Origin of the sequence: Halomonas jincaotanensis (genome assembly GCF_018448785.1) — a bacterium.
Classification (GTDB): domain Bacteria; phylum Pseudomonadota; class Gammaproteobacteria; order Pseudomonadales; family Halomonadaceae; genus Halomonas; species Halomonas jincaotanensis.
On sequence record NZ_JAHCLU010000012.1, the window covers coordinates 65,832 to 89,681 of the forward strand.

The window sequence follows — 23,850 nt, forward strand, 5'->3', positions numbered from 1 at the left end:
TTATTCACCGTAGCTTAGCGGGCGTTGAGGTCGCGGGGTCGTTGAGGCTGTCGACGATGCGTCGATAGCTGGCGAAACGTTCGGGGTGAATCTCGCCGCGTTCCACTGCGCCAAGCAGGGCGCAGCCAGGTTCATGGCGGTGGCGACAGTCCCGGAAATGGCATTGGCCGAGCCATTCATGAAATTCGATGAAGCCCTCGGCGACCTGTTGCTCGTCCAGATGCACCAGCCCGAACTCGCGGATGCCCGGCGAATCGATCAGCTGACCGCTATCGGCAAGGTCTTTGGCGGCAAGGTCATCGGAAGCATGGCCCTCTACGGCACGCTCCCCGGCGTCCGTGCCGGGCAACCGATACAGGCGGGCGGTAGTCGTGGTGTGGGTGCCCTTGCGTGAATCCTTGGACAGTGCCCCGATACGCAGTTCCTCGTCCGGCAGCAGGCGGTCGATCAACGACGATTTGCCCACCCCGCTCTGGCCGACGAAGACCGATGTGCGCCCGCCAAGCCGCTCACGCAGAGCGGTCAGGCCATCCTCCCGCGCGGTAGTGGAGGTCACCACCGCATAGCCCAGGGCCTCGTAGCTGCCGAGCAGGTCACGTATATTGCCGCCACCCTCGGGCAGCAGGTCGATCTTGTTCAACACCAGCACCGGGGCAATGCCGGTGGCCTCGGCGGCGACCAGGTAACGGTCGATCAGGTTGGCGTGCGGCGCGGGCTCAACGGCAAAGACGATGAGTATCTGGTCGATATTGGCGGCCACGGCCTTTAGCTGGCCGCGGGCGTCGGGGCGTTCCAGCACGCTGTCGCGTTCGCCGCGCGCGACCACCACGCCATCGACTGTTTGGCCGTCGGCATCGTGGGCGGCACGCCAGATCACGCGGTCGCCGGTGACCAGGCCCTCTAGATTGGCCCGCAGGTGGCAGCGTACTGTCTCACCGTCCTCACTGTCCTCACCGTTCTCAACGCGACCTTCGGGCGCCACGTTCAGCGAGCGCCCGAAGTGGGCGACGACGCGGCCGGGTTGTTCGGGGCCATACTCTCCTGCGGCCAGCTTCTCGCTGTCGCGGTTGTCGTGCTTTTCGGCGCGCTTGGCACGTTCCGTCTGGACTTTCTCGACTCGCCAACGCTGCTGGCGACTCAGATTACGTTTGCTCATGGGGGCCCGATGCTCGGTACAATGACGGCATTGTACCCACCTTGGGCTGCCCCTGTCGTCAGCCACCGTTCCTAAAGCCACCGTTCCTCAAGCCACCGTCCCTCAAACAACATTCGTCAAGGAAGTCTCTTCATGTCCGCAAACGACACGCACGATCCGCGCACCAATCGCCTGGTGTGGATCGATCTGGAAATGACCGGGCTCGATCCAGAACGCGAGCGCATCATCGAGGTCGCCACGTTGGTCACCGACAACGAGCTGAACCTGATCGCCGAAGGGCCGGTGCTCGCCGTCCATCAGCCGGAAGCCCTGCTGGCCGCCATGGACGACTGGAACCTCAAGACGCATGGCGAGTCGGGGTTGATCGAGCGGGTCAGGCAGAGCGAGATCGACGCCGCCGAGGCACAGCGCCGGACGCTGGCATTTCTTAACGCCTACGTCGCCCCCGGCAGCTCGCCCATGTGCGGCAACAGCGTGCATCAGGATCGCCGCTTTCTCGAACGCGAAATGCCGTCGCTGCTGGGCTTCTTCCATTACCGCAATCTCGATGTCTCGACCCTGAAGGAGCTGGCCAAGCGTTGGAATCCCGGCGCCATGGCCGGCTTCGAGAAGTCCGGTACGCACCTCGCCATGGACGACATCCGCGAGTCTGTCGCCGAGCTCGCCCATTACCGCACGACGTTCCTGATCGTGCCCGAGAACGCGCAAGACGCGTCGGCGTGACGTCTCACTCTGAAGCGATCAGCGCCTCGCGCTTGGCTCGCTGGCGGGCCAGGGCCCAGCGCACATGCTCGCGCACCAGGTCGGAGGGGTAGGGCAGGCGTGCCCGCAGGGCGGCTTCGACCGTCTCGCTCCACGGGGCGTTGCCGAGCCCTACCGCCAGGTTGCGCAGCCAGCGTTCGTAGCCGATACGGCGGATGGGGCTGCCGGCGGTCTTGACGAGGAATTCCTGCTCGCCCCAGGCGAATAGCGATACCAGGCTGGCTCGGTCCAGGTCATGGCGGGGAGCGAAGTCGGCCTCATGGCTCGCGCGGGTGAAGCGTGTGAAGGGACAGACCAGCTGACAGTCGTCGCAACCGAATACGCGATTGCCCATGGCTTCACGGTAGCGTTCGGGAATGGCGCCGAAGAGTTCGATGGTGAGGTAGGAAATACAGGCTCGGGCATCCACCACGCGGTCCTCGACGATGGCGCCGGTAGGGCAGGCGCTGCGACAGGCGCTACAGCTGCCACAATGATCACCTTCGAAGGGCGCATCAACGGGTAGCGGCAGGTCGGTGTAGAGTTCGCCGAGAAAGAATAGTGACCCGGCCTTGGGGTGGAGCAACATGGCGTTCTTGCCGAACCAGCCAAGGCCGGCCTTGCGCGCCAGCGCGCGCTCCATCACCGGGGCGGAATCGACGAAGGCGCGATAGCCGAAGGGCCCGGTTTCGGCCTCGATCCATTTCGCCAGGGTCGCCAGGCGCTTGCGCATCAGCTTGTGGTAGTCGCGGCCGGTGGCGTAGCGGGAGACATAAGCCTTCTGCGGCTGGCCAAGAACCTTGGTGGTTTCCACCTCGGGGGGCAGGTAGTCCAGGCGCACGCTGATTACCCGCACGGTGCCGGGGATCAGCTCCTCGGGCCTTGTGCGCCGGGTGCCGTGCTTGGCCATGAAGCCCATCTCGCCATGATGGCCCGCGGCGAGCCAACGCTCGAGGCGTGCCTCGTCGGCGGAGAGGTCGACATCGGTGATGCCGAGCTGCTGGAAGCCGAGCTCGCGTCCCCAGGTCTTGATGCGAGCGGCCAGGTCGTGTAAGTCGGGCTGAGCGTCGGCCAAGGTGTCGGGCTGCGTATGGGACATCATTGCGGACATCGTCACCGGGGCATGCATGGGAGAAACCGCTATTTTGGAAACGTTATTGTGGAAAAACGGCTGATGCCACCTCTCGGCACTTGGCGAGAGGCGGTCAGTCCTTACACTGGATGATAAAGCATCACTTGCAGGGGAGACACCGATGTCCGTCGCGTCATTCGCCCATCGCGCCGACCCGGGTCGTGCGCTCTACCGCGCCGAGCAGGTTCGAGAGCTCGACCGGCGTACCATCGCCGCCGGCATCGAGGGGTTTGCGCTGATGCAGCGCGCCGCCGCCGCGGCCTGGCAGGACCTCAAGGCGCGCTGGCCCGGGGTGCGCGCGATCAGCGTGCTGTGCGGCGGCGGCAACAATGGCGGCGATGGCCATGTGCTGGCGGCACTCGCCGCCGCCGAAGGATTGACAGTACAGCGCATTGTCCTCAAGCCCATCGAGGAACTCGGTGGCGATGCTCGCCGCGCCGCCGAGATGGCCTCGGCAGGCGGCGTGGCGGCGATTGACTGGCAGCCGGGGTTAACGCTGAGCGGTCAGGTGGTGGTCGATGCGCTGCTGGGAACGGGACTCACCGGCGAGGTGCGTGGCTCTTTCCGCGAGGTCATAGCGGCGGTCAACGAGAGCGACAAGCCGGTCTTGGCGATCGATATTCCCTCCGGGCTGCATGCCGATACCGGTGCGGCGTTGGGTCTGGCGATTCGCGCGACACTGACGGTGACCTTTATCGGCGACAAAGTTGGCCTGCATACCGGGGCAGCTCCGGCACATGTCGGTGAATTGGCATTCCGGGACCTCGAGGTCGATGCCGAGGCGGAGACGGACCTGGTGCCCGCGGCACGGCTGCTCGGGGCCGGGCTGGTTGCGGCTGCGATGCCGCCTCGTTCGCGTAGCGCGCACAAGGGCGCATTCGGCCATGCGCTGATACTCGGTGGCGCGCCGGGGTTCGGTGGCGCGGCGCTGCTTGCCGCGGAGGCCTGTGGGCGGCTGGGCGCCGGTAAAGTGAGCCTGGCGACCTCGCCCGAGCATGTTGTGGCTAGCCTGGTACGACGGCCCGAGGTGATGGTCCATGGTGTGCGCGGCTCGGGCGATCTGGGGGAGTTGCCGCACCAGGCCGATGCCCTGGTTGTCGGACCGGGGTTGGGGCAGGGCAGCTGGGGCCAGGGCATGCTGCAGGCGGCACTGGCAACCGGGAAGCCGCTGGTCGTGGACGCCGATGGCCTTAACCTGCTGGCGACACGCTTTAGTGGCGAGCGACGCGACGACTGGATTCTCACCCCGCATCCGGGCGAGGCGGCGCGACTGCTTGGGATCAGCGCGGACGAGGTGGAGGCCGATCGCCCCGCGGCGGTCCAGGCATTGCAACAACAGTTCGGTGGTGCGGTGGTGCTCAAGGGGGCCGGCAGCCTGGTAATCGGCCCCGAGGGGCTGGCCGTCTGCCCCTTCGGTAACCCGGGCATGGCCAGTGGCGGCATGGGCGATGTGCTCTCTGGCATGTTGGGCGCCCTGCTTGCCCAGCATTTTGTACCAGAGCAAGCCGCGAGGCTTGGGGTGTTGGTCCATGCCCTGGCCGCCGACATGGCCGCCGATGACGCCGGGGAGCGTGGCCTGCTGGCCGGCGATCTGGCATCCTATGCGCAACTATTGATCAACCCCGGGACTGGCGAGGACCATGCTGCTGCAACTCGATGATGAGAATTGCCAGGTCGGCTTCGGTGAAAGCCTGGGCCGGGCGCTTGGCGGGCATGGCCGGGTGCATCTGGCCGGCGAGCTTGGCGCCGGCAAGACGACACTGACCCGTGGCCTGCTGCGCGCCCATGGGTACATGGGCACGGTCAAGAGTCCGACCTATACGCTGGTGGAACCCTATGAGCTCGATGACGCGAGGATTTATCATTTCGATCTCTACCGCCTGGGTGATCCCGAAGAGCTTGAATTCATCGGTGGCCGCGACCTGCTGAGCGAGGACGCCCTTTGTGTCATCGAATGGCCGGAGCGTGGCGAAAGCTGGTTGCCGCCCTCGGATCTGAGCATTGAGCTCGCTATCGCCGGCAATGGACGCCATGCGCTTGTCTTGGCCAATAGCGAGCATGGCCATCGCGCGCTAGCGCGCCTACTGGCCGATCCAACACTGGACGCGATGATCGTGGATCGCCGCGAGTCTGACCAAAGAGGCATTAGGGCATGATGACGCAACCGGTTCTTGTATTGCGTTGTCTGATGGCGGCGGGCCTGTTAATGGTGACGCTGCTGACGGCCGCGGCCCAGGCCGGCCAGGTCGACAATCTGCGGCTGTGGGCAGCCCCCGACCACGCGCGTCTGGTGTTCGACCTGGCCTCGCCCACCCAGGCCAATGTCTTTGCCCTGGACAACCCGCGTCGCCTGGTCATCGATCTCGATGATAGCCGCATGGCTGCCGAAATCGCTGACCTGGATCTTTCCGGCAGTGCCATCAGCGAGTTACGAAGTGGTGTTCGCAATGGCAATGGCCTGCGGGTGGTGCTGGAGCTCGAGCGTGAGGTAGAGCCGCGCCATTTCACGCTGGCGCCAAACGATCAATACGGCCACCGTCTGGTGGTCGACCTCGAGTATCCCGGCGAAAGCGCCGTCGAGGATCCCATTGACCCCATCGAGTCGATGATTCGCGAGCAGGAGATCATCGCCAGTCGCGGCCAGACCATGGCTGAGAGCAGTTCCGGCCAGAACGCCTCGGCAGCCACCGAGGCCCTTAAACCGGCACAGCCGCACCCCCGGCGTGACATCATCGTCGCCATCGATGCCGGGCATGGTGGCGAGGACCCTGGCGCCATCGGGCCCGCCGGCACGCGCGAGAAAGATGTGGTGATGGAGATTGCCAGGCGCCTGCAGGGGATGGTCGATGACGCCGAGGGATTTCGCGCGGTGATGATCCGCGATGGCGACTATTACGTGGGACTGCGACAGCGGACCCGCATCGCGCGTGAACAGAAAGCCGATTTCTTCGTCTCCATTCATGCCGACGCCTTCAACAGCCCGCGCCCCAACGGCAGCTCGGTCTATGCGCTTTCCCAGCGTGGTGCGACGTCGGAGACCGCGCAGTGGCTGGCCGCCAGCGAGAACCAGGCCGATCTGATCGGTGGCGTCGACGGCAGCCTCTCCCTCGATGATAAGGACGAAGTGCTGCGGGGCGTGTTGCTCGACCTGACGATGACGGCAACCCTTAATGACTCCCTGACCATCGGCGGTCAGATGCTCGACCAACTCGGGCGCGTCAACCGGCTGCACAAGCCGAGGGTCGAGCAGGCCGGCTTCGTGGTGCTCAAGTCGCCGGACATCCCTTCGCTGTTGGTCGAGACGGGCTTCATCTCCAATCCACAGGAGGAGCGGCGCCTCAACGATGGCGGGCATCAGCAGAAGATGGCCGAGTCGATGTTCGGTGGCATTCGCAGTCATTTCCAGCGCAACCCGCCACCTGCCAGCCTGCTGGCCTGGCAGCGTGACCGGAACATCAACACCGATGACAACGACTATCGCATCCAGCCCGGCGATACCCTGTCGGAGATTGCCGCCCGTCACGATGTACCGGTGGCGCATCTTCGCCAGGCCAACGAGCTCAACGGCGACGTGATTCGTGTGGGTCAGGTGCTGCGTATCCCTCGCTCATGACCAGGCGCTCAGGACCAGAAACGTAATATGACCGAGCCTCGACGCATCCGGGTTCTCGACCCACGGTTGACCAACCAGATTTCCGCCGGCGAGGTGGTGGAACGTCCTGCCTCGGTGGTCAAGGAACTGGTGGAGAATGCCATCGATGCCGGCAGTCGACGCATCGAGCTGGAGCTGGAAGCCGGTGGTTCACGCCTGATTCGCGTGCGCGACGATGGCAGCGGTATCGACGAGGAAGACCTGCCTCTGGCGCTGTCGCGCCATGCGACCAGCAAGATCCATTCCCTCGAGGAGCTAGAGGGCGTGGCAAGCCTGGGATTCCGGGGCGAGGCACTGGCCTCGATCGGCTCGGTATCGCGGCTTGAATTGACGTCCAATATCGACGACGACCCACGTAGCGGTTGGCGGGTGGTGGCCGAGGGACGGCTGATGGAGCCCCGCGTCAGCCCTGCTCCGCATCCACGCGGCACCTCGGTGACGGTGCGCGACCTCTTCTTTAATACCCCGGCGCGACGCAAGTTCCTGCGCACCGAGAAGACCGAGTTCGGCCACATCGAAGAGGCCTTTCGCCGCCAGGCGCTATCACGCTTCGACATCGGGTGGGTGCTGCGCCACAACCAGAAGACGCTGCATCAGCTCAAGCCCGGCGACGAACCGGTGGCCCGGGAGCGCCGCCTGCAGTCGCTACTCGGCAAGGCCTTCCTGGAGAACGCCCTGCATCTTGACCTGGAGGTCAGCGGCCTGCGTCTCTGGGGCTGGGTCGGCTTGCCGACCCACTCACGCGCCCAGGCGGACCAGCAGTATTTCTATGTCAACGGGCGTGTGGTGCGCGACCGCCTGGTCGCCCACGCCGTACGCCAGGCCTACCGGGACGTATTGTTTCACGGTCGCCACCCGGTCTTCGTGCTCTATCTGGATGTCGACCCGACGCTGGTGGACGTCAACGTGCACCCCACCAAGCACGAGGTGCGTTTCCGCGACGGCCGCATGGTGCACGATTTCCTGTTCTCCAGCCTGCACCGGGCATTGGGGGAGGCGCGTGCCGGTGACTATATCGCGCCGGCGGACGATGGAGCCGAGGCCGCGCCTCCATCGTCAGGAGGAAATGCGTCAGGTGTTGGGGCCCCAGGGGCCGCGTCACCAGGAATAGGGGAAAGTGACGGGCGCTGGGAGCAGCAGCCCATGTCACTGCCCGGACGCGAGGCGCAGCGTCAGCCGGTGGTCACGCCCAACCGCGTCAGGGCGTTCATGGAAGGCTATCGAGCGCTGCACCCCCAGCATGAGGAGAGCCTGTTGACCCCGCAGCCCCGCGCGCTTGACGCTGGCGGCACGGCGGAGGCGTCGGCGACACAGCAGACCACGGGGGAGTCAGGTCCCACCCTGCCCGAGGCGGACGATACCCGCGCGCCGCCGCTGGGTTATGCCCTGGCGCAGCTCAAGGGCATCTATATCCTCGCCGAGAGCGAGCGAGGGCTGATTCTGGTAGATATGCATGCCGCTCACGAGCGAATCGTCTACGAGGGCATGAAGACGCAGATCCAGGCGGGGTCGCTGCAGGCGCAGCCGCTGCTGATGCCCATCTCGCTGGCCGCCAGCCCGGCCGAGGTGGCGACCGCCGAGAGTGAGCACGACGCCTTCGCCCGGTTTGGCGTCGAGCTCGACGTAGCCGGCCCCGAGACCTTGCTGGTGCGGCAGTTGCCGGTGATGCTCAGCGACGCCGATGTCGAGCCGCTGATCCGCGACATGCTGGCGGAGCTGGAGCGCTACGGGCGCTCCGACCGTCTGGAGGCGCACATCAATACCTTGCTGTCCACAATGGCTTGTCACGGCAGTGTGCGCGCCAACCGGCGCCTGACCCTCGAGGAGATGAATGCCTTGCTGCGTGACATGGAGCGCACCGAGCGCAGCGGGCAGTGCAACCATGGCCGGCCCACCTGGACCGAGATGGGGCTTCGCGAGCTCGATCGCCTGTTCATGCGAGGCCAGTGATGTTGGCAAGCCAGACAGCGTCCCCTCGAGACGATCGCCCTCTCGCCATCATGCTCGTGGGGCCCACCGCCGCCGGCAAGACCGACCTGGCCATTGCGCTCCACGAATGGCTGGGGCATGAGCTGATCAGTGTCGACTCGGCCATGGTCTATCGTGGCCTGGACATCGGTAGCGCCAAACCCTCCATGCAGGAGCTGGCACGCGCCCCTCATCGTCTGATCGACATCCGCGATCCTTCCATCCCCTATTCGGCCGGCGATTTCCGCGAGGACGCCCTGGGCGAAATGCGACAAATCAGCGCAGCTGGAGGGGTGCCGCTACTGGTGGGTGGCACCATGATGTATTTCCAAAGGTTGCTCGAAGGCGAGGCCAATCTGCCTTCCGCCGACCCGGACGTGCGGGCCGAGCTGGAGCGCTGGCGTAAGCGTCAGGGGCTTGCCGCACTGCATGCCGAGCTTGCGCGCCTCGATCCACCGTCAGCGGCACGGATTCATCCCAACGACCCACAGCGCCTGATGCGGGCGCTGGAAGTGCATCGTTTGAGCGGTAGGCGTCTCAGCGACCTGTGGCATGAGCAGACGGACGAAACCTTTCCCTGGCGGACATTGTCGATAGGCTTAGCGCCTTTCGACAGGAAGGTGCTGCACACCAGAATAGCCGAGCGTTTCGCGACCATGCTCAGGGCCGGGCTGATCGAGGAGGTGGCCGCGCTGAAGGCGCGTCCCGAGCTGCATGCGGACCTGCCGGCGATGAAAAGTGTCGGCTATCGTCAAGTGTGGGAGTACCTTGAGGGTGTCGTCGACATGCCGGAGCTTGAGCGGCGCGGGGTGATTGCAACGCGTCAGCTCGCCAAGCGGCAGCTGACCTGGATGCGCAGCTGGAACGACTTGCACTGGATCGATAGCCTGGGTCCTAATCCTCTCGGCAAAGCGCTGAAACTGGTGCGAGAATTCAGTAGTTAGCGTAAGATGAGGCCTTCGAACGGCCAGATGGTCAGGCCCTTTCGAGTAACACATCAGGCCCTTTCGGGTAACACAGAGCGCCGCGTCAGGCGCCGTTGCAACCATAATTTTAACCCCAGAGACAATTTCAGGGAGAGTAACATGTCCAAAGGGCAGTCCCTTCAAGACCCGTACCTGAACATTTTGCGCAAGGAGCGCATTCCGGTATCGATTTTTTTGGTCAACGGCATCAAGCTGCAGGGGCAGATCGAGTCTTTTGATCAATTTGTCATCCTGCTGCGTAATACCGTCAGTCAAATGGTCTACAAGCACGCTATTTCCACCGTGGTGCCGTCTCGCAACGTGCGTCTGCCGGTCCAGGATCCTGCGGCTCCGCAGGACATCGAAGGGTGAGGTACTGATTGTTTTTTGAGCGTCCCGATGCCGGAGAAATGGCGGTCCTCGTTCATGTGGATTTTCATGACGAGCAGGAGCGCGAGGATCCTGGTGAATTCCTCGAACTGGTGCGTTCCGCAGGAGCCGAGCCGGCAACGCTGGTCACCGGCAGCCGGCAACGCCCCGATTCTCGGACCTTTGTGGGCTCCGGCAAGGTGGAAGAGCTGCGCGAGGCGCTGTCGGTTCATCATGCCGACCTGGTGATCTTTAACCATGCGATGAGCCCTTCCCAGGAACGCAATGTCGAGCGCGCACTGAAGTGTCGTGTGCTCGACCGCACTGGCTTGATTCTGGATATCTTCGCCCAGCGTGCTCGTACACACGAGGGCAAGCTGCAAGTGGAGCTCGCTCAGCTCGAATACATGTCGACTCGTCTGGTGCGTGGCTGGACCCACCTGGAGCGCCAGAAGGGTGGCATCGGGCTTCGCGGTCCCGGCGAGACTCAGCTCGAGACCGACCGGCGTCTGCTTCGCGGACGTATCAAATCGATCCACAAGCGACTCGACAAGGTGCGTAGCCAGCGCGATCAAAACCGCCGGGCGCGCTCGCGGGCGGAGATTCCCAGTGTCTCGCTGGTCGGCTATACCAATGCGGGCAAGTCAACGCTGTTCAACGCCCTGACGGCATCAAAGGTATATGCGGCCGACCAGCTCTTCGCTACGCTCGACCCGACTCTGCGTCGACTGGAAATCGAGGACGTGGGCCCGGTTGTGCTGGCCGACACCGTCGGCTTCATCCGTCATCTACCGCACAAGCTGGTTGAGGCCTTTCGCGCCACGTTGCAGGAAGCCGCCGAGGCGAGCCTATTGGTGCATGTCATAGATGCTGCCGATCCCGACCGTGAGCTCAATATCTCCCAGGTCGAGGTGGTTCTCGATGAGATCGGTGCGCTGGAAGTGCCGACCCTCAAGGTGATGAACAAGATCGACTTGCTCGATAGCGCACCGCGTATCGAGCGCGACGGTGAGGGTCGTCCCGAGGTAGTGTGGTTGTCGGCTCGCGACAACAAGGGGCTGGAGCTGCTAGAGCAGGCACTTTCGGAATGCCTGGCCGATGATGTCATCGACTTCGAGCTCAGCCTGGCGCCGGAGCAGGGTCGTCTGCGGGCGGGTTTACACGAGCTTGGCGCGGTGCGTGAGGAGCGCTTCGACGACGCGGGACATTCCACTCTGGAGGTGCGGCTGCCGCGCCGCGATTTCATGCAGCTGATGGCACGCCTTGGCGAGAAAGCCGAAGACTATCTTCCCCAGGCCCTGCAGGAACCGTCCGTATGGGAAGCATGAGTGCAAGTTTGAGCAGAACCGCCCATGTAGGCGGTCGTGGCCCTGAGATACGGCAAGGCTGCACAACAATGAAGGGGTCACAAGGCGCCGTCTCCAGGCGCTGACAGGATCGCAACCGATGCCCGTCGCGGAATCTCTTCCGCCGCGGGACGCAACGCATAGTGGAGAGAGGACGTATGGCCTGGAATGAGCCTGGTGGTGGCAACCAGCACGACCCCTGGAGTGGTGGTGGCGGTCGACGCGGCGGTGGCAATGGTGGCGGCGGTGATAATAACCGCGGCGGCAACCAGGGGCCCCCGGATCTCGATGAAGCCCTGAAGAAATTTCAGGACAAGCTCAACGGTATGTTGGGTCGTGGCGGCAAGGGTGACAGGCCCGGCGGCTCTGGTGGCAAGAGTGGCGGTGGCAAACCGCGCAATGTCTTCACCCTGCCAGGGTTGTTGATCGTGGTGGCGCTGGCGATCTGGGCGGCGTCCGGCTTCTATCTGGTCGACCAGTCCGAGCGTGGTGTAGTGCTGCGTTTCGGCGAGTTCCAGGAAGTGGTGACGCCGGGGCTGCAGTGGAACCCGCCGCTGATCGATGATGTGCGCATGGTCAATGTGACGCGCGTGCGTTCCTTGACCCAGACCCAGTCGATGTTGACCCAGGACGAAAATATCGTCTCGGTAGAAATCTCGGCGCAGTATCAGGTCGCCGATCCCCGGGATTATGTACTCAACGTGCGTGACCCCGAACTCAGTCTCGAAAATGCCTTGGACTCGGCCCTGCGTCACGTGGTGGGTGGCACCGACATGATCGACATCCTGACTTCAGGACGTGAGATCCTCGGCAGCTCGGTCAACAGCCGGCTACAGTCGTACCTCGACAGCTACGGTACCGGTATCCTTCTGCAGACGCTCAACGTCGAGTCCACCTCGCCGCCGACGGCTGTGCAGGATGCCTTCGATGATGTCATCCGTGCCCGCGAGGATCGCCAGCGCACCATCAACGAAGGCATGGCCTATGCCAACGCCATCATCCCCCAGGCGCAGGGTCAGGCCCAGCGTTTCGTCGAACAGGGTCAAGGCTATCGTGAATCCGTGGTGGCCGAGGCACAGGGCCAGGCCAACCGCTTCACCGCCCTGTTGACACAGTACGAAGACAACCCAGGCTTGATGCGCGAGCGTCTGTATCTCGATGCAATGGCCGAGGTGTACGGCAACACCGAGAAGGTGCTGGTCGACGTGCCCGGGGATAGTCCGCTGATGTACCTGCCGCTGGACCAGCGCCTCGGCGGTGGAAGTGGCGGGCAAGACAGCGATGCCAGACTCGGCGAGGAAGGCGAGCTTGATCCCCGTGTGCTGGAGCGGCTGCGCAGTACGCAGTCGTCGAGCAACAGTGGCAGCAATAGCAACAGCAGTGGAATCCGCAGGGAGGGCCGCTAAATGATCAATAATCGTTCCCTGCTTATCGTCGGTGGCATCGCCGCTGTCGCCTGGTTGGCAAGCAACACCCTGTATGTGGTCGACGAGACCGAGCGAGCGGTCAAGCTGCGTTTCGGGGAAGTGATCGAGGAGAACATCCAGCCGGGCCTGCATGCGAAGATTCCGATTACGCAGACCATCCGCAAGTTCGATACACGGGTGCTGACTCTGGATACCGATCCCAGTCGCTATCTGACGCTCGAGCAGAAGGCCGTGATCGTCGACTCCTATGTCCAGTGGAAGGTGGTCAACCCCACGCGTTACTACGAGGCGACATCCGGGGATGAGTTGATGGCGATTCGGCTGATCCAGCCACGGGTCGATGAGAGCCTTCGTAACGAGTTTGGTCGCCTGGATCTGCAGCAGATCATCGCCGAGCGCCGCGATGACCTGATGACCGGGCCGGCCGAGGATCTCGACGCACTGATGCGTGAGGAGCTGGGGGTGTCGATCCTGGATATCCGCGTCAAGCGCATCGACCTGCCCGAAGACGTCTCGGCCGCGGTCTATGACCGCATGCGCTCCGAGCGTGAACGTCAGGCACGGGAATGGCGTGCTCAGGGCCAGGAGGAGGCCGAGCGGATCCGCGCCAACGCCGATCGTCGTCGCCAAGTGCTGCTTGCTCAGGCTCAGGCGCGTTCCGAAACCTTGCGAGGTGAGGGCGACGCCGAGGCGGCAGGCATCTTCTCCGAGGCGTATGGTGAAGATGAAGAGTTCTTCAGCTTCTGGCGTAGCCTGAATGCGTATCGTGAGAGCTTCGAGGGCGATGGCAACATGCTGGTGCTCGATCCTTCGAGTGAATTCTTCCAGTACCTCAAGAGTCCGACTTCCACCGAGGAATGACGCGTCGGCGGGTGGTACGCTACCCGCCTGTGGGGTTCATCCCGCACTCAAACGTGGTAAGATCCTGAAACCGGGCGTGGCCCGGTTTTTTTGTGGCCGTCATCTTCGATCTGGCTACCTCTGGGCAATTCATCGTCTTGCAGGATAATTTACATGACCATCGCTGACCGCTGGCTGCTGCCCGACGGCATGGATGAAGTGCTGCCGCCCCAGGCGAGCCGCATGGAAGAGCTCCGCCGAGCGCTGCTGGATCTCTACCAACGTTGGGGCTACGACCAGGTGATGCCGCCGCCGGTCGAGTTTCTCGACTCGCTGCTGACCGGCACCGGTACCGATCTCGATCTGCAGACCTTTAAGCTCACTGACCAGCCGACCGGCCGAATGATGGGGGTCAGTGCCGATGTCACGCCCCAGGTGGCACGCATGGACTCACATTCCATGAAGCGCCAGGGGCCGGTTAGGCTGTGCTATTGCACCAATGTGCTGCGGGCCAAGGCCGATCAATATCAGGGTGGGCGCAGCCCGGTTCAGGTGGGTGTGGAGCTGTTCGGTCATGCCGGTCTGGAGGCCGACCTGGAAGTGCTCCAGCTGGCGCTAGCCAGCCTGAAAGCCGCCGGTGCATGCGAAGTTCACCTTGCCTTGGGGCATATTGGCATCTATCGCAGCCTAGTTCAGGCCGCCGGGCTCGATGCCGATCAAGAGCGGGCACTGTTCGCGGCGCTGGAACTCAAGTCGCCGGGCGAGTTGGCTGCCCGGGTCGAAGAGAGTGTCGACGACCCGGCCCTGGCCGAGATGTTCATGGCCCTGGGCCGCTTGCATGGTGGGCCGGAAGTACTCGAGGAGGCTCGCGAGGCCTTCGTCGAGGCGCCAGCACCCGTGGCTGCGGCGCTCGACCAGTTGCGCGCCCTGCAGCGTGGCGTGCTGGCCGAACATGCGGAGGTAGCGCTATACGTTGACCTGGCAGAGCTGCGCGGCTATCAGTATCACACGGGGATGATGTTTGCCGCGTACGCTCCGGGTTATGGCCAGGCATTGGCCAAGGGCGGGCGCTACGACGATACTGGCCGCGCCTTCGGCCGTGCCCGGCCGGCCACCGGGTTTTCCATGGATCTGAAATTGCTCGCCACGCTGGTTTCGGCAGCGCCTGCCCGTGATGGCATCTGGGCGCCTGCCGAGGGGGGCGGACTGAGAGAGGCTGTCTCCGCATTGCGCGAGCGCGGTGAACGTGTCGTGCAGGCGCTGCCTGGCCAGCGCACCGGGCCCGAGGCGCACCGCTGCGACCGTATCCTGGAACACCGCAACGGCCATTGGGACGTGGTTTCCCTGACAAGTTCATCATCCGATCAGGCCTGAGGGCCGGTGGTCATGGAACATGGCCCTGGGCCCGGGACGGGCGCGGAGCCGCAACGAGAGACAGAGCTGATGGGTAAGAACGTAGTCGTGCTAGGCACCCAGTGGGGTGACGAAGGTAAGGGCAAGGTCGTTGACCTGCTGACCGAATCCGCCTCGGCCGTTGTGCGTTTCCAGGGTGGCCATAATGCTGGCCACACCTTGGTGATCGACGGCGAGAAGACCGTCCTGCACTTGATTCCCTCAGGGGTGCTGCGGGACGACAAGATCTGCGTGATCGGCAATGGCGTCGTCCTGTCACCCGAGGCGTTGATCAAGGAGATACGTGAGCTCGAGGCCAAGGGCGTGCCGGTGCGCGAGCGCCTGCGCCTGTCGCCTGCCTGCCCGTTGATCCTGCCCTATCACGTGCGCCTGGACCAGGCCCGCGAAAAGGCGCGTGGGATCGCCAAGATCGGTACCACGGGGCGCGGCATCGGGCCGGCCTACGAAGACAAGGTGGCGCGTCGCGGCCTGCGCCTCGGCGATCTAATGCATCGCGAGCGCTTCGCCTCCAAGCTTGGCGAGGTGCTGGATTACCATAACTTCGTGCTGACCAATTATCACAAGGAAGCCCCGGTTGACTTCAAGGAGGTGCTCGACGGGGCGATGGAGATGGCCGAAGAGCTCCTGCCGATGGTCTGCGACACGGTGGGGCTGGTCCACGAGATGCGCCGTGCCGGCGAGAACATTCTCTTTGAAGGGGCTCAGGGCTCGCTGCTCGACATCGACCACGGCACCTATCCTTTCGTGACCAGCTCAAACACCACGGCCGGCGGGACGGCCACCGGCTCGGGTGTCGGGCCGCTCTACCTCGACTACGTGCTGGGCATCACCAAGGCCTACACCACGCGGGTCGGTTCCGGTCCTTTCCCCACCGAGCTGTTCGATGCCCATGGGCGCCATCTGGCCGAGCGTGGCCACGAGTTCGGCGCCACGACAGGCCGCCCGCGTCGCTGTGGCTGGTTTGATGCGGTGGCGCTGCGTCACGCCGTGCAGATCAACTCGGTCTCCGGCATCTGTCTGACCAAGCTCGACGTGCTTGATGGGCTGGAAACCATTCGTGTCTGCGTGGGCTATCGCAGCAAGGACGGCGATGTGCTCGATACGCCGGTGGACTCCGAGGGCTACGCGGCCATCGAGCCGCTCTACGAAGACCTGCCCGGCTGGAGCGAATCGACCCTGGGCGCACGACGCATCGAGGACTTGCCGGCTAATGCTCGCTCCTACATCAGCTTTCTCGAAGAGCGGGTGGGCACGCCCATCCACATCATCTCGACCGGGCCGGACCGCAACGAGACGATCGTGCTGCGCAATCCCTTCGACGAATAAGCATCCCTCGTCATCGGCAGAAATAGCAAAGGCGCCCGAGAGGGCGCCTTTCGCGATTAATGACTCGGGGTGTCGAGCGATTCAGTAATCGATGCCGCGCCTGGCCTGAAGGCCGTTATTGAAGGCGTGGCGGACTTCCTGCATCTCGGTGACGGTATCGGCCATGGCGGTGAGCTCGCGATGCGCATTGCGGCCGGTGATGATCACGGTCTGTTCCGGTGGCCGATTCTCCAGCGCCTGTTTGACGGTGGCGATGTCCAGGTAGCCGAACTTGAGCATGTAGGTGATCTCGTCGAGCACCACCAGGTAGACCGCGGGGTCGGCCAGCAGGCGTTCGGCCTCGACCCACACCTCGCCGCAGGCGCGGGTGTCGGCCTCGCGGTTCTGGGTATCCCAGGTAAAGCCAGTGGCCATGATGGCTACGTCGAGGTTGGGATCCTCTTCCAGGCGGTCGCGCTCGCCGCACTCCCATAGCCCCTTGATGAACTGCACCACGCCCACTCGGTAACCGTAGCCCAGGGCCCGTGTCACGGTTCCCCAGGCCGCGGTGGTCTTGCCCTTGCCGTTGCCGGTGAACACCAGCAACAGGCCGCGCTGCTCGGTGGCGCTCGCCACTTTCTCGTCGACCCGGGCCTTGAGTTTCTGCATGGACTGCTGGTGGCGGGATTCTCGATCGCTCATCATGGCTCCTCGACATTGGAAGGGGATCGCGAAGCGTACGTCATTTGCCGTCGCTCGTCAGCCGGCAGGCGTCTTACGAGCCTCGCGCACCCGCGCTTCCAAGCGTGCCAGGAAAACGCCCATGATCCGCTCATAAAGCGTGCGACCGAGGATCGCATCCTCGACGCCGGCATCCACGTTGGGGTTGTCGTTGACCTCGATCACCACCACCCGCTCCCCGGCCTGCTTGAGATCCACGCCGTAAAGGCCGTTGCCGATCAGCCGCGTCGCCTTAAGCGCCGCCTTGATCACGCCCTTGGGTACCTCGGCGGGATCATGGGTCGTGAAACCTCCACTTCTCACCCGAGCGCCGGAATGGTCGTAAATCTGCCAGTGCCCGCGGGCCATGTAGTAACGACTGGCAAACAGCACCTGTCCGTCGAGCACGCCGATGCGCCAGTCATATTCAGTCGGTAGCCACTCCTGAAGCAGCAGTAGGGCGGAGTCCTGAAACAGGCGGCGGGCCTCGGGCTCTAGTTGCGCCAACGATTCGATCTTGACGATGCCGCGCGAGAAGGCGCCATCGGGAATCTTCAGGACCAGCGGGAAGCTCAGCCCGGCAACTCGCTCGGCCAGCGGACGCCGGTCGCGTCGCTTGAGCAACACACCTTCTGGCGCCGGCACGCCGCGAGCTTGCAGTAACGCATGCAGATAGACCTTATTGGTACAGCGCAGGATGTCCTGCGGCGCGTCGATCACCACTAGCCCCTCGTGCTCGGCCTGGCGCGCCATGCGATAGGTGTGGTGATCCAGCGCGGTAGTCTCGCGAATGAAGAGTGCGTCGAATTCTGCCAGGCGTCCCGCGTCGCGCTTGGTTATAAGTGATACGTCGATCCCCTGTTTGCGCCCCGCGCGGATGAAGGCCTTGAGCGCGCTGCGGTTGCTGGGCGGGAGGGCCTCCTGGGGTTCGACGAGAATCGCCAGGTCGAAGCGGTAGCGCCGCCGCGCCTTGGGGGTTCGCCACACCTTGCGCGAATGGCGGTTGAGCGCGACGGCGAAGCGGTCCTGTTCGTCGACGTTAAGGTCGCGCAGTCGCAAGGGCTTGAGGCTGGCCAGCCGCCAGAGATCATGCCGACGTTCCAGGCGGGCCTCGAGCAGCGGGCAGGGGAGTCGCTCGAACAGCTTGCGGGCGAGCTTGGCCAGCTCGGGCAGCAGGCATTCGCCGAACAGCAGACGTAACGAGAGGCGGTCACCTGAAAGCGAGCCACGCCGGGCCAGCTCGCTGAGCAGTGGCGCAATATCATCGAGTTGCAGGTCGATGAGTGCCTTGCGCGACAGGGCGTTGAGTGTCTCGACCGTAGGTATCGCCCGCTGTCCGCGTGCCTGTGCCAGCAGCGAGACATAGTAGCCAGTGCCCAGATAATCGAGCTCGCCGCACAGGTTGATCACATGGGTGGATCGCTCCTGGTTGGCAGTATCGCCATGGCGGCGATCCAGGGAGAGAAAATCGTCGGCGGTGATCAGGTCTTCCGAAGGGTAATAGGGTTGCCAATCTTCCAGACGGTCGACGACGATGCGTAAGGGACACATGAGGGGTTTCCTGGAAGATAAGCCGGAAGACGAGACGGGGCGAGATGTGGGCAAGTCCGTTAGCATGACCGTGAGGCTCGTTATCAACAAGCGGAATCAGAAATGAAAATATTTCATGTAGAGACGGCTGACAGTGACTCACGTGATGGCCACAATCACAGCCACTGATCAGGAGACAAGACATGACTGTCAGTCTGCGCCAGGCCACTTCCCGCGACCTGGATGCCATCTATCGCCTGGAGCAACTCGCCTTCAGCGGTGATCGCTTCAGCCGTCGCCAGCTCTGGCACCTGCTGAATCGGGCCAATGCCGAGACGCGCGTGGCAGAAGATGAAACCGGCCGCCTTTTGGGTTACGCCACGGTATTGCTTCGTCAGAATAGCCGGCGCGCTCGACTCTACTCCTTCTGCGTTCACCCCGAGGCTCGGGGAAGCGGCCTCGGAAGGCGCCTGCTGGAGGCAGTGGAAGCCGTGGCTCGCGAGCGTGGACGTGATGTGTTGGGACTGGAGGTGAGAGTCGACAATCGCGTGGCGCTGGGGCTTTACCGGCGCATGGGCTTTCGTCTGGAGGCCTGGCTCGAGGCTTATTATGAAGATGGCAGCGCTGGCTGGCAGATGGCGAAGCTACTCACACCGCCGGTCGAGGCCGCGTCCTGATTCGTGGGCTGATAAACTCGTTGCCGTTCACGCCGCTGTGTGTGGTTCATCGCAGCGTCGCTAATCATTACCTCGTCGTCATCCAGGTTCGTCGTCATACAGGAAAGCGCCATGCCCTCTTTCGATATCGTCTCCGAGTTCGACCGTCACGAAGCCAGCAACGCCGTTGATCAGGCCAACCGCGAAATCCAGACGCGCTTCGACTTCAAGGGCGTCACCGCGAGCTTCGAGCTCAGCGGTGAGACGGTCGCGCTGGAGGCCGAGGTCGACTTCCAGCTAAAGCAGATGCTCGATGTGCTGCGTAACAAGCTGATCGGTCGGGGTATCGATGCGCGCTGCATGGACGTTCAGGAGCCGGTGCTCTCCGGCGTGCGGGCCCGTCAGGAGGTGATCCTCAAGCAGGGCCTCGACGCCAAGGAAGCCAAGGACGTGGTCAAGCGTATCAAGGACAGCAAGCTCAAGGTGCAGGCGCAGATTCAGGGCGAGAAGGTCCGGGTGACCGGCAAGAAACGCGACGATCTTCAGGCGGTGATGGCGTTGCTGCGGGGGGAGGGTGGCCCTGAGCTGCCGCTGCAATTCGACAACTTTCGCGACTGACAGCGAAGGTGTGCCAGCAAAGGCTGATTCAGGTCAAGTTCGCTTTAGTACACTTGGAAAAGAGCGCTTTCGCCACCAATACTGTGACTGAAAAAGGGAACTAGCCCTTGGGAATTGCGTAATGTGTTCAGACACAGGAGGTGTCGTATGAATCTACAGAAGTTTTCTCCCTGGAATTGGTTTAAGAGCGAGGCGAACGACGCCCCGTCCAGTGCTTCACCGGTTGAGCAACCACGCGGTGCCGAATTGTCGCCGATGTTGGGCATGCATCAAGAGCTAGACCGCTGGATGGGCAACGTCATGCGCCAATTCGGCATGCCCTCGCCGGAGGGGCGCCTCGGCGATATGCCGGCGCTGCTGCGTCCGCAGCTCGATATAGCCGAGAGCGACCGGGAGTACGTGATTACCATCGAGGTGCCTGGCGTCGACGAGAAGGACGTCAAGCTGAACCTCGACGGTAAGCAGCTCATCATTGAGGGCGAGAAACGTCAGGAGAACAAGACCGAGGAGGATCGCTACCAGCGTATTGAGCGCTCCTACGGTAGTTTCCGCCGCGTGCTCGATCTTCCGGCGGATGCCAAGGCCGAGGATATCAAGGCCTCCTTCGCCAACGGTGTCCTGACGGTGAACGTGCCGCGCAGCGGCGAGGTAACGTCCAGTCGTCGCGAGATTCCCATCCAGTAGACCGCATTGCGTTTCTCTTCGGCCCGCCCCACGGCGGGCTTTTCTCTGTACGCGCGATAACTGCCGTCATAGACACAGCCGATTGGCAAGGCGGTAGTGAATGCGCTTGAATGGACGTGTCAGTCCCGCCATCATTCTCGGCGGTGGTTACGAAGGCTAGATCGGGAGGACGTTCATGCCGTCATTGCGTCGTGCGGCCTATCTCGCTCTCGCCTGGGTGAGCTTTGCGCTGGGCGTGATCGGTGCCTTCCTGCCGCTGATGCCGACGACCTGTTTCATGCTGCTGGCCGTCTGGGCAGCCTCTCGAGGGTCGCCACGTTTTGCCGACTGGATACGCGATCATCCGCGCTTCGGCCCGGCTGTTATCGCCTGGGAGGATGAGGGAGCGATTCCTCGGTATGCCAAATGGCTGGCCGTCGTCATGCTCGGTGTGTCGATGCTGGTGCTTGTCTTCACCGTTGGCATTCTGTGGCTCAAACTCACCCTGATTGCAGGGCTCTCGTTGATCGGGGTGTGGATCTTCACGCGGCCCGAACCTGCCATCAGCTCCTGACGTTGCGTGGTAGGGTGTTCTTCCGAGGACCCGCCACGATCGTTGTTTTGGGATAAGCGGCAGCGGCGCCGTACAATGTTTGGTAATTCCAGACAGGAGCCTTACTGAATGTCCGAACCGCAGCCGACCTACCTGAGCGACTACCGGCCTCCCGCCTATCGCGTGACGCACACCGAGCTGACGTTCGACCTCGACCCATTAGCGACGCGCGTCAAGGCACGCCTGCATCTGGATCGCCATCCCGAGCATGGTCCCGGCACTGCGCTGATGCTCGACGGCGAACAGCTGACCCTCAAGGCCATTGCCATCGACGGGCAGCCGCTGGACGATGATGAGTATGCGCTGTCGGATGCGGGGTTGACGATACACCGCGTTCCAGAACGCTTCCTGCTCGACACCGAGGTGGAAATTGCGCCAGAGGCGAACACCGCCCTCGAGGGCCTCTATCTCTCCAATGGTATGTACTGTACACAGTGCGAGGCCGAAGGATTTCGGCGCATCACCTATTACCCGGACCGTCCGGACGTGATGGCGACCTTCTCCACCACGGTTATCGGCGAGACCGCCCACTTGCCCATCCTGCTTTCCAACGGCAATCCGGTGGAGCGTGGCGAACTGCCCGGCGGTCGCCATTTCGCCACCTGGGACGATCCGCACCCAAAGCCCAGCTACCTGTTCGCGCTGGTGGCCGGCGACCTGAAAAAGGTCGAGGACGGTTTCACTACCATGAGTGGGCGCGACGTGACGCTGCAGATATGGGTGGAAGAGGAGAATCTCGACAAGACCGAGCATGCCATGGCGTCCCTGAAGCGTGCCATGAAATGGGACGAGGACACCTACGGTCGTGAGTACGACCTCGACCTGTTCATGATCGTCGCGGTCAACGACTTCAACATGGGCGCGATGGAAAACAAGGGGCTCAACATCTTCAACTCGGCGGCGGTGCTGACCCATCCGCATACCGCGACCGATGCGGCCTTCCAGCAGGTAGAGGGAATCGTTGCCCACGAATACTTCCATAACTGGTCGGGCAACCGGGTGACCTGCCGCGACTGGTTTCAGTTATCGCTCAAGGAAGGCTTCACGGTCTTTCGCGACCAGTGTTTCAGTGCCGATACCAACTCGGCCCCGGTCAAGCGGATTCAGGACGTCTCCTTCTTCCGCACCGCCCAGTTCGCCGAGGACGCCGGCCCCACGGCGCACCCGATTCGGCCGGATCACTACATCGAGATCACCAATTTTTACACCCTGACCATCTACGAGAAGGGTGCCCAGGTGGTGCGCATGTTGAGCAACCTTCTGGGTTGGGAGGCCTTCCGGCGCGGCAGCGATCTGTATTTCGAGCGCTACGATGGCCAGGCGGTGACGATCGAGGACTTCGTCGGCTGCATGGCGGAGGTGTCGGGTCTTGACCTTTCCCAGTTCATGCGCTGGTACTCGCAGGCCGGTACGCCGGAAATCGATACACATGGTGAGTACGACTACGCCAAGTGCGAGTATCGCCTGGTGCTGCGACAGCGGATTCCGGCGACGCCCGGCCAGCCCGACAAGCAGCCGCTGTACATTCCGCTGCGCCTTGGCCTGGTGGGCACCAAGTCCGGCCGTGACCTGCCGCTGACCCTGGACGGCGAGTCGCTGGGCAGCGATGCGGTGATCCATCTGCGCGAGGAGGAGCAGGAATTTGTGTTCACCGATGTCACCGAGGCGCCGGTGCCGTCGCTGCTGCGTGGGTTCTCCGCTCCGGTGAAGTTGCGCTTCCCCTATGGCCGTGAGGACCTGGCCTTCCTGCTGCAGCACGACTCGGATGATTTCAACCGCTGGGATGCCGGCCAGCGACTGGCCATGCTGGCCCTGGAAGACTTGATCGCCGCGCATCGCAATGGGGTCGAGAAGGTCATGGATACCCGGGTGGTGGACGCCTTCCGCAGCCTGCTGGCTGACGAGGCCGACGACAAGGCAGTGCTTGCCGAAATGCTGACACTGCCCACCGAGGCCTATATTGCCGAGCAGCAGGCGCTGGTGGATGTCGATGCCATTCATGCCGCTCGCGAATTCGTCAAGCAGTCCTTGGCGCTGGCACTGCGTGATGACTTCCTGCGCCTCTTTGAAGAGAACCGCTCCGACGTGGCGTATGCCCCGATACCTGAACAGATCGCCCAGCGCAGCCTCAAGAACGTGGCGCTTGCCTACCTGATGGCGATCGAGGAAGAGGAGGGCATCGAACTGGCGCGCGCCCAGTTCAATGCCGACCACAACATGACCGATGTGCGCCATGCTCTGACTCTACTGGTTCACAGCTCGCGTACCGATATCGCCGAGCCGGCACTCAAGGCCTTCGGAGAGGCATGGGCCCACGACCCGCTGGTCATGGATCAATGGTTCAGCATTCAGGTGACCCGCCCCCAGGCGGATGCCCTGGAACGGGTCAAGTTCCTGATGAATCATCCCGCCTTCTCGCTCAAGAACCCCAACAAGGTGCGCGCCTTGATTGGTGCCTTTGCGCAGAATCGGGTCAACTTCCATCGTCTCGATGGCGCCGGCTACCGGCTACTCGCCGACGTGGTGATCACACTCAACACACTCAACCCGGAGATTGCGGCCAGGATCATTATGCCGCTGACGCGCTGGCAGCGTTTCGAGGAGCCGCGCCAGGAACTCATGAAAGCCGAGCTCGAACGCATCCGTGTCGAGGAGCTTTCGCCCAATGTCTACGAAGTTGTCGAGAAGGCCTTGGCGTAACCGCCCGACGCAGGACCCGTCAACGACAACGCCGCC

At 63.2% G+C, this 23,850-nt stretch carries 21 protein-coding genes; 17 read left to right on the forward strand and 4 right to left on the reverse strand.

Translation table 11 applies throughout. The annotated features are described in order from the left end of the window. Positions 1-4: 4 nt before the first annotated feature. Positions 5-1,156 (reverse strand): ribosome small subunit-dependent GTPase A, encoded by a 1,152-nt coding sequence (rsgA, locus tag KG088_RS11830; RefSeq protein ID WP_213825734.1) that lies wholly within the window; start codon positions 1,154-1,156, stop codon positions 5-7. 132 nt (positions 1,157-1,288) lie between these two features. On the opposite strand from rsgA, the gene orn reads away from it, so the two are divergent. Further along, positions 1,289-1,879: an oligoribonuclease gene (gene orn / locus KG088_RS11835; RefSeq protein WP_213825735.1), complete on the forward strand. Its 591-nt coding sequence runs from the start codon at positions 1,289-1,291 to the stop codon at positions 1,877-1,879. Between the two features lie 4 nt (positions 1,880-1,883). Here orn and queG read toward each other — a convergent pair whose 3' ends face one another. Further along, a complete protein-coding gene (gene queG / locus KG088_RS11840; protein ID WP_213825736.1) occupies positions 1,884-2,999 on the reverse strand; it encodes a tRNA epoxyqueuosine(34) reductase QueG in 1,116 nt (371 codons plus the stop codon). 151 nt (positions 3,000-3,150) lie between these two features. On the opposite strand from queG, the gene KG088_RS11845 reads away from it, so the two are divergent. The 11 genes from KG088_RS11845 to KG088_RS11895 all read left to right on the forward strand — a co-directional run bounded on the left by KG088_RS11845 (position 3,151) and on the right by KG088_RS11895 (position 16,335). Continuing rightward, positions 3,151-4,689: an NAD(P)H-hydrate dehydratase gene (locus KG088_RS11845; RefSeq protein WP_213825737.1), complete on the forward strand. Its 1,539-nt coding sequence runs from the start codon at positions 3,151-3,153 to the stop codon at positions 4,687-4,689. After that, positions 4,670-5,185, forward strand: a complete 516-nt coding sequence (tsaE, locus tag KG088_RS11850) for a tRNA (adenosine(37)-N6)-threonylcarbamoyltransferase complex ATPase subunit type 1 TsaE (RefSeq protein WP_213825738.1) — start codon at positions 4,670-4,672, stop codon at positions 5,183-5,185. Before KG088_RS11845 ends, tsaE begins: the two co-directional genes overlap by 20 nt. Continuing rightward, complete coding sequence (locus KG088_RS11855; protein WP_319941431.1) at positions 5,185-6,642, forward strand: N-acetylmuramoyl-L-alanine amidase; 1,458 nt, start codon at positions 5,185-5,187, stop codon at positions 6,640-6,642. The genes tsaE and KG088_RS11855 overlap by 1 nt, the downstream gene beginning before the upstream one ends. Before the next feature lie 27 nt (positions 6,643-6,669). Beyond that, a complete protein-coding gene (mutL, locus tag KG088_RS11860) occupies positions 6,670-8,631 on the forward strand; it encodes a DNA mismatch repair endonuclease MutL (protein WP_213825739.1) in 1,962 nt (653 codons plus the stop codon). Further along, positions 8,631-9,593, forward strand: a complete 963-nt coding sequence (gene miaA, locus KG088_RS11865; protein ID WP_213825740.1) for a tRNA (adenosine(37)-N6)-dimethylallyltransferase MiaA — start codon at positions 8,631-8,633, stop codon at positions 9,591-9,593. Before mutL ends, miaA begins: the two co-directional genes overlap by 1 nt. A 141-nt stretch (positions 9,594-9,734) precedes the next feature. Then, positions 9,735-9,986, forward strand: a complete 252-nt coding sequence (gene hfq, locus KG088_RS11870) for an RNA chaperone Hfq (RefSeq protein ID WP_213825741.1) — start codon at positions 9,735-9,737, stop codon at positions 9,984-9,986. A gap of 8 nt (positions 9,987-9,994) precedes the next feature. Further along, complete coding sequence (hflX, locus tag KG088_RS11875) at positions 9,995-11,311, forward strand: ribosome rescue GTPase HflX (RefSeq protein WP_213825742.1); 1,317 nt, start codon at positions 9,995-9,997, stop codon at positions 11,309-11,311. 176 nt (positions 11,312-11,487) lie between these two features. After that, entirely contained in the window at positions 11,488-12,735 is a 1,248-nt protein-coding gene (gene hflK, locus KG088_RS11880; RefSeq protein WP_213825743.1) for an FtsH protease activity modulator HflK, read from the forward strand. Then, complete coding sequence (hflC, locus tag KG088_RS11885) at positions 12,736-13,617, forward strand: protease modulator HflC (RefSeq protein WP_213825744.1); 882 nt, start codon at positions 12,736-12,738, stop codon at positions 13,615-13,617. 153 nt (positions 13,618-13,770) lie between these two features. Beyond that, positions 13,771-14,970, forward strand: a complete 1,200-nt coding sequence (locus tag KG088_RS11890) for an ATP phosphoribosyltransferase regulatory subunit (RefSeq protein WP_213825745.1) — start codon at positions 13,771-13,773, stop codon at positions 14,968-14,970. 69 nt (positions 14,971-15,039) lie between these two features. Continuing rightward, positions 15,040-16,335: an adenylosuccinate synthase gene (locus tag KG088_RS11895; protein WP_213825746.1), complete on the forward strand. Its 1,296-nt coding sequence runs from the start codon at positions 15,040-15,042 to the stop codon at positions 16,333-16,335. An 81-nt stretch (positions 16,336-16,416) separates the two neighbouring features. On the opposite strand, the gene cobO is transcribed toward KG088_RS11895, so the two are convergent. Both cobO and KG088_RS11905 read right to left on the reverse strand, forming a co-directional pair. Next, positions 16,417-17,016, reverse strand: a complete 600-nt coding sequence (gene cobO, locus KG088_RS11900; RefSeq protein ID WP_213825747.1) for a cob(I)yrinic acid a,c-diamide adenosyltransferase — start codon at positions 17,014-17,016, stop codon at positions 16,417-16,419. A 57-nt stretch (positions 17,017-17,073) separates the two neighbouring features. Continuing rightward, complete coding sequence (locus KG088_RS11905) at positions 17,074-18,585, reverse strand: RimK family protein (protein ID WP_213825748.1); 1,512 nt, start codon at positions 18,583-18,585, stop codon at positions 17,074-17,076. A 182-nt stretch (positions 18,586-18,767) separates the two neighbouring features. Here KG088_RS11905 and KG088_RS11910 point away from each other — a divergent pair, with 182 nt between their 5' ends. From KG088_RS11910 to pepN, 5 genes are all read left to right on the forward strand, one after another. Then, positions 18,768-19,241: a GNAT family N-acetyltransferase gene (locus KG088_RS11910; protein WP_213825749.1), complete on the forward strand. Its 474-nt coding sequence runs from the start codon at positions 18,768-18,770 to the stop codon at positions 19,239-19,241. Positions 19,242-19,352: 111 nt separating this feature from the next. Beyond that, positions 19,353-19,838: a YajQ family cyclic di-GMP-binding protein gene (locus tag KG088_RS11915; protein WP_213825750.1), complete on the forward strand. Its 486-nt coding sequence runs from the start codon at positions 19,353-19,355 to the stop codon at positions 19,836-19,838. 147 nt (positions 19,839-19,985) lie between these two features. Beyond that, positions 19,986-20,522 (forward strand): Hsp20/alpha crystallin family protein, encoded by a 537-nt coding sequence (locus KG088_RS11920; protein ID WP_213825751.1) that lies wholly within the window; start codon positions 19,986-19,988, stop codon positions 20,520-20,522. Positions 20,523-20,697: 175 nt separating this feature from the next. Further along, on the forward strand, positions 20,698-21,075 hold the full coding sequence (locus KG088_RS11925; protein ID WP_213825752.1) for a YbaN family protein: 378 nt from the start codon (positions 20,698-20,700) through the stop codon (positions 21,073-21,075). Between the two features lie 108 nt (positions 21,076-21,183). Continuing rightward, complete coding sequence (gene pepN / locus KG088_RS11930) at positions 21,184-23,814, forward strand: aminopeptidase N (RefSeq protein WP_213825753.1); 2,631 nt, start codon at positions 21,184-21,186, stop codon at positions 23,812-23,814. Positions 23,815-23,850 lie beyond the last annotated feature (36 nt).

Excerpts from the sequence above, each read along its gene's own strand:
- rsgA (WP_213825734.1), bottom strand. The coding sequence starts at position 1,156 with ATGAGCAAACGTAATCTGAGTCGCCAGCAGCGTTGGCGAGTCGAGAAA.
- orn (WP_213825735.1), top strand. The coding sequence starts at position 1,289 with ATGTCCGCAAACGACACGCACGATCCGCGCACCAATCGCCTGGTGTGG.
- queG (WP_213825736.1), bottom strand. The coding sequence starts at position 2,999 with ATGATGTCCCATACGCAGCCCGACACCTTGGCCGACGCTCAGCCCGAC.
- KG088_RS11845 (WP_213825737.1), top strand. The coding sequence starts at position 3,151 with ATGTCCGTCGCGTCATTCGCCCATCGCGCCGACCCGGGTCGTGCGCTC.
- tsaE (WP_213825738.1), top strand. The coding sequence starts at position 4,670 with ATGCTGCTGCAACTCGATGATGAGAATTGCCAGGTCGGCTTCGGTGAA.
- KG088_RS11855 (WP_319941431.1), top strand. The coding sequence starts at position 5,185 with ATGACGCAACCGGTTCTTGTATTGCGTTGTCTGATGGCGGCGGGCCTG.
- mutL (WP_213825739.1), top strand. The coding sequence starts at position 6,670 with ATGACCGAGCCTCGACGCATCCGGGTTCTCGACCCACGGTTGACCAAC.
- miaA (WP_213825740.1), top strand. The coding sequence starts at position 8,631 with ATGTTGGCAAGCCAGACAGCGTCCCCTCGAGACGATCGCCCTCTCGCC.
- hfq (WP_213825741.1), top strand. The coding sequence starts at position 9,735 with ATGTCCAAAGGGCAGTCCCTTCAAGACCCGTACCTGAACATTTTGCGC.
- hflK (WP_213825743.1), top strand. The coding sequence starts at position 11,488 with ATGGCCTGGAATGAGCCTGGTGGTGGCAACCAGCACGACCCCTGGAGT.
- hflC (WP_213825744.1), top strand. The coding sequence starts at position 12,736 with ATGATCAATAATCGTTCCCTGCTTATCGTCGGTGGCATCGCCGCTGTC.
- KG088_RS11890 (WP_213825745.1), top strand. The coding sequence starts at position 13,771 with ATGACCATCGCTGACCGCTGGCTGCTGCCCGACGGCATGGATGAAGTG.
- KG088_RS11895 (WP_213825746.1), top strand. The coding sequence starts at position 15,040 with ATGGGTAAGAACGTAGTCGTGCTAGGCACCCAGTGGGGTGACGAAGGT.
- cobO (WP_213825747.1), bottom strand. The coding sequence starts at position 17,016 with ATGAGCGATCGAGAATCCCGCCACCAGCAGTCCATGCAGAAACTCAAG.
- KG088_RS11905 (WP_213825748.1), bottom strand. The coding sequence starts at position 18,585 with ATGTGTCCCTTACGCATCGTCGTCGACCGTCTGGAAGATTGGCAACCC.
- KG088_RS11910 (WP_213825749.1), top strand. The coding sequence starts at position 18,768 with ATGACTGTCAGTCTGCGCCAGGCCACTTCCCGCGACCTGGATGCCATC.
- KG088_RS11915 (WP_213825750.1), top strand. The coding sequence starts at position 19,353 with ATGCCCTCTTTCGATATCGTCTCCGAGTTCGACCGTCACGAAGCCAGC.
- KG088_RS11920 (WP_213825751.1), top strand. The coding sequence starts at position 19,986 with ATGAATCTACAGAAGTTTTCTCCCTGGAATTGGTTTAAGAGCGAGGCG.
- KG088_RS11925 (WP_213825752.1), top strand. The coding sequence starts at position 20,698 with ATGCCGTCATTGCGTCGTGCGGCCTATCTCGCTCTCGCCTGGGTGAGC.
- pepN (WP_213825753.1), top strand. The coding sequence starts at position 21,184 with ATGTCCGAACCGCAGCCGACCTACCTGAGCGACTACCGGCCTCCCGCC.